This is a genomic window from Sphingopyxis flava (genome assembly GCF_900168005.1).
Classification (GTDB): Bacteria; Pseudomonadota; Alphaproteobacteria; order Sphingomonadales; family Sphingomonadaceae; genus Sphingopyxis; species Sphingopyxis flava.
Map to the genome: position 1 here is coordinate 1 of NZ_FUYP01000074.1, position 4,143 is coordinate 4,143.

A 4,143-nucleotide genomic window follows, 5' to 3' on the forward strand; every position below is an offset into this window, starting at 1 on the left:
TCGATTCCCTGATCAGCCTTCTTCTTCATCAGACTTGTCCTTCCTATGACAAGTCTAACCCAATTTCCCTCATCCCCCGTTCACGAGGAAGAGCCAAACATTGCAGAAATGGCGGAATTCTGCCATTCTTGACCTCTAGCGCAGAAAGCGAGGTCTTGTTTTGTTCCGCTTTGTTCCAACGTCTCTGGGGGCCTCGGCTGGGGGCTCCAGCCCAAAAGCCCCCAAATCGCACGAAAGTGAGGCCCCCAAATGAGCCTCAATGTACAGGAAATCAAAGGCTTCCGGGCTGCCGACAAGTCGTACAAGAAATACGACTCGCGGGGGCTGCTGCTTCTGGTGAAGCCGAATGGCTCCAAGCTCTGGTATTTCAAGTACCGCTTCGGCGGGAAGGAAAAGAAGCTGCCGATCGGCGCGTGCCCAGAGGTCCGTTTGTCGCAAGCGCGCCAGCTTCGCGACCGGGCTCGGCTCAAGGTTACCGATGGCATTGATCCGATGCTGGAGCGCAAGCGCAAGAAGGCCAGGATCAAGCTAGGCGCAGAGAACACATTCGAGGTCATCGCCAACAAGTACATCGATGAGAAGATGGTGCCCGAGGGCCGGGCGGAAGCCACGCTGCGCAAGGCGCGCTGGTTCCTTGACCTGCTCAAGCCTGCAATTGGCAATATGCCGATCAACGATGTCGATCCGCAGTTGATGCTGGCGGCGCTCAAGAAGCTCGAAGCTAAAGGCAATCTGGAGACCGCGAAGAAATGCCGCTCCTTCGCAAGCCGGGTGTTCCGGTATGGGGCCGCGCTCGGCCAGTGCCAAACCGATCCAACATCGATCCTGCAGGGTGCACTGGTCACGCCCAAAGCACGGCACTACGCGGCGATCCTCGAACCAGAGAAGTTGGGCGGGCTGCTCCGTGCTATCGATGATTTCGAATGCTACCCGGCCACCAAATTCGCGTTGAAGATCGCGCCGCACGTCTTAGTGCGCCCCGGAGAGCTTCGCCACGGCGAATGGAACGAGATCGATTGGGACAAGGCCACCTGGACAATCCCCGAAGGCAGGATGAAGGCCCGCCGCACACCCCACGGCCTGCCAGCACGGCCTTGACAACCCAGAACAGAGGACGGATCCAGCACCATGGACTTGGATTTGCGCCACCTGCGCTATTTCAAGGTGCTGGCGGAAACGCTGCACTTCGGAGCGGCCGCGACCAGGCTCGGGATCGAGCAGCCCGCGCTTTCTCACGCAATCAAGCGCCTGGAGCAGGTCCTTGGAGTGCAACTCCTCAACCGGTCTTCACGGCACGTTTCGCTCACCATCGCCGGCGCAGAGTTCCTGGCAGAGGCGAGCCAGATCATCGTTGCCGCCGATCAGGCCGTTGAGAAAGCGCGCAAGCAAGCCAGGCACAGACCCGACACCCTGGTGATCGGTTCGCTTGCGATGAGCGTTCTGAAAATCGTCCCGGATATTATCGAACGCTATCGTGTGATCTATCCTGACACTAAAGTGCGGATATTTGAGTGCTCGATCGAAGACCAGATAAATGGATTGCGAGATAATACAATTGATGTCGGCTTCATGCGAACGCCACCAATATTCGAGTGCCACGACCTGGAGTTTCTCGAAGTGGAATCCTTCCGCGCAGGAATGGTGGCGGTGCCGACAGGATCGCCCTTATCCATGCGGAAGAGTCTCCAGCTTGCCGACCTCAAATCGGAACCCCTCGTGCTCTACCCCTATGAGGAAGCGCCGGATGCGGTGACGTCGCTGCGGAAAGCCTGTCACGCGGAAGGCTTCGAGCCCAACGTCGTCCTCGAAGGGAACTCGATGTTTGTCATCCTGGCGCTCGTTGCCCGGGGCCTCGGGTCATCCATCTTCTTCGACACCCGACCGGTCGTGGACTCGCCCGGCATCACCTTTATTCCGCTTGAAGAGAAGCAGGCCCGCGGCAGCATGGCGGCCTTGGCCTGGCGCCGCGAGCGGCTTTCACCGTTGCGCGAGGACTTCATCAAGGTGACGCGCAAATATGTCGCGGAAGTCCATCCGGCCGGGCTTCATCCGACCTGATCACACCGGGCAGGCGGCTCCGCAGCCGCGCAATGCCAGCGGCGGGCTCGGCGGCGGCCTAAGCGGTGGTCCGCCATCAGGTACGGCGCACTTTCGAACTGTTCACCTGCTTGATGGCCATCGCCCGGCTCGCCAGAGCATGGCTTACCTCTTCATCCCCAAGGCGCTCAATGGCTAGCGCGACATGGGCCAGGCTCAGGATCAGGTTCTCGAAAACCGTCGCAACCGCCGAGCCACGAAACTCCTCGGATCGCACCAACGCCTGCATCTCGGGCAAGATCGGGACCACTGCGTCGTAAAAGCTGCGCATACCCGCCACGCCCACCTTGCGGCGCTGCTGATACCGCTCGGCGAATGAACCCAGATTCCAGGTATCGACAAATGGCGCCAGCGCTTCGAAGCCAGCCGGCAGCGTCACCTCGCCAGTCATGCCACGAACTCCCGCACCTTTGCATCGATCGTCTCGAACGAATGGCGCAACAAGATTTCGTTGGCCTGGAAGTGAATATGACTCAATGCGCCGGACTGAATCCCGTGCTGATTCTGGTTGATGACGCTCAAGTCCTGCACCTCCACGTCGAATTGCGCTCCAATCGCGAACTCTTCAATGAAGCGCCAGGTTATGTCGCTATCGGCATTTGATTTTGTGTAGAACCGCAAAGACATTTCCGTCTCGTCTACCGAAATGGGCGTGGCCTGTCTGGTCCACGCCAGCCCGGTGTCGGAATTGACCTGGAAGTTCGGGAAAACGCCCCTGATTTCTGACTGGCTGAAGCCGCCATCGGGCAGCATTGCTGCCTCCACCGGCGTGCGCCTGATCACCGCGTTGGGGCGCCAGATCGCGATTCTGTGGATGCCATCCGTTGCGAATTCCACGGGATGGCCGAACGGATTCCCACTGTTGGTCAGCGGGCGCACGGCCGTTCTCACATGGGTGGCCTTGATATGGTACCCTTCCTGGAAGTTGTCAAAAGCCAGCTTCCAGTTGCTCTTTACGCGATAGCGGGTTTCAACAAATCCAGTAAATTCCTCGATGTGCTTGGACTCGATCTGATCGTAGAAATTCCCGAGGAATTGCTTAAGGGTCTGCCCCGGTCGATTTGACGGCCTGACAAATATCAGGCCACTACAGGTATCTACCTCAATGGTCTTGAGATTACATTGGGCCTTATCCAGATCAAAGAATGACTCTGCATCCGGAACGCCCATCAGGTCACCATTATTTGCGAAGGTCCAGTTGTGGTAGGGGCATGTGAAGAGGTTCGCATTCCCTTCCGCTTCCCAGACAAGCGTCGTGCCGCGGTGGGTGCAGACATTGTGGAACGCCCTGATTTCACCGTCCTTGCCGCGTGTCAGCAGGATGGTGAGGCCAAGGAACGAAAGATCACGAACAATAAAGTCCCCCGGCTTCGGCAGCTCACTGACGTGCGCGACATGCAGCCAGGATTCACGGAACACCGCTTCGCGCTCGCGCTCGTAATAGCTGAGTTCGTAATAGGGGGCCGCCGGAATCGGACCAGTTCCCAGATAGGTGAGACTTTCCTTAGGCGGCGGAGATGGGTCATTATTCATCGTTATTCACTCCGGCGTCTGCAGATGAGCGCCTGATCGCGTCAACCTGCTCCCGTCAAACTGTGTTGGGGGGGAAGCGCTTCTGGCTCCCCCACGAGATGGAAATTGCCTTGTCAGGCTCCCACCATCAATATGGGATTCGCCATCGACCGATCGATTCACCGCCATTGCTCGCAACACGGGCGGCATCTATTCCCTTCGCCAGTGACGCTTTCCTTGCACGGTTGCCGATGGATCCTGGAGCCGCGACTCTTGCGCGATGTGCCCTGCACATGCCGCGAGGAGCGCAATGGCGCCGGTACGGGGCATCACGCCCTCCAACGTGCTGGGAACCGGCCCGCGCTAGGTTAGGCCGTAAACTCATAAACGGTGTCAACGGCGGAGTAAAAGCCGGCCACGGGGCGGAGCAAAAGTCGGCCGCGGCGATTTTTTGAGGGAGCGTTTCAGCCGGTCTTTCTGATGCGGCTCTGTGCGAGACGATAGCTGTCGCCATTCATCTCGAGGATGTTGACG

Annotated in this window: 4 protein-coding genes; 2 read left to right on the forward strand and 2 right to left on the reverse strand. The window is 58.6% G+C overall.

Annotation, left to right across the window (positions count from 1 at the left end; genetic code table 11):
• Positions 1-249 precede the first annotated feature (249 nt).
• On the forward strand, positions 250-1,098 hold the full coding sequence (locus tag B5X69_RS20275) for a tyrosine-type recombinase/integrase (protein WP_245798824.1): 849 nt from the start codon (positions 250-252) through the stop codon (positions 1,096-1,098).
• Positions 1,099-1,128: 30 nt separating this feature from the next.
• Complete coding sequence (locus B5X69_RS20280) at positions 1,129-2,058, forward strand: LysR substrate-binding domain-containing protein (RefSeq protein WP_079640283.1); 930 nt, start codon at positions 1,129-1,131, stop codon at positions 2,056-2,058.
• 76 nt (positions 2,059-2,134) lie between these two features.
• Here B5X69_RS20280 and B5X69_RS20285 read toward each other — a convergent pair whose 3' ends face one another.
• Both B5X69_RS20285 and B5X69_RS20290 read right to left on the reverse strand, forming a co-directional pair.
• Positions 2,135-2,488 carry a hypothetical protein gene (locus tag B5X69_RS20285; protein ID WP_079640284.1) on the reverse strand — a complete coding sequence of 118 codons (354 nt, stop codon included), beginning with the start codon at positions 2,486-2,488 and terminating at the stop codon, positions 2,135-2,137.
• Entirely contained in the window at positions 2,485-3,630 is a 1,146-nt protein-coding gene (locus B5X69_RS20290; RefSeq protein ID WP_079640285.1) for an aromatic ring-hydroxylating oxygenase subunit alpha, read from the reverse strand. The genes B5X69_RS20285 and B5X69_RS20290 overlap by 4 nt, the downstream gene beginning before the upstream one ends.
• Positions 3,631-4,143: the final 513 nt, after the last annotated feature.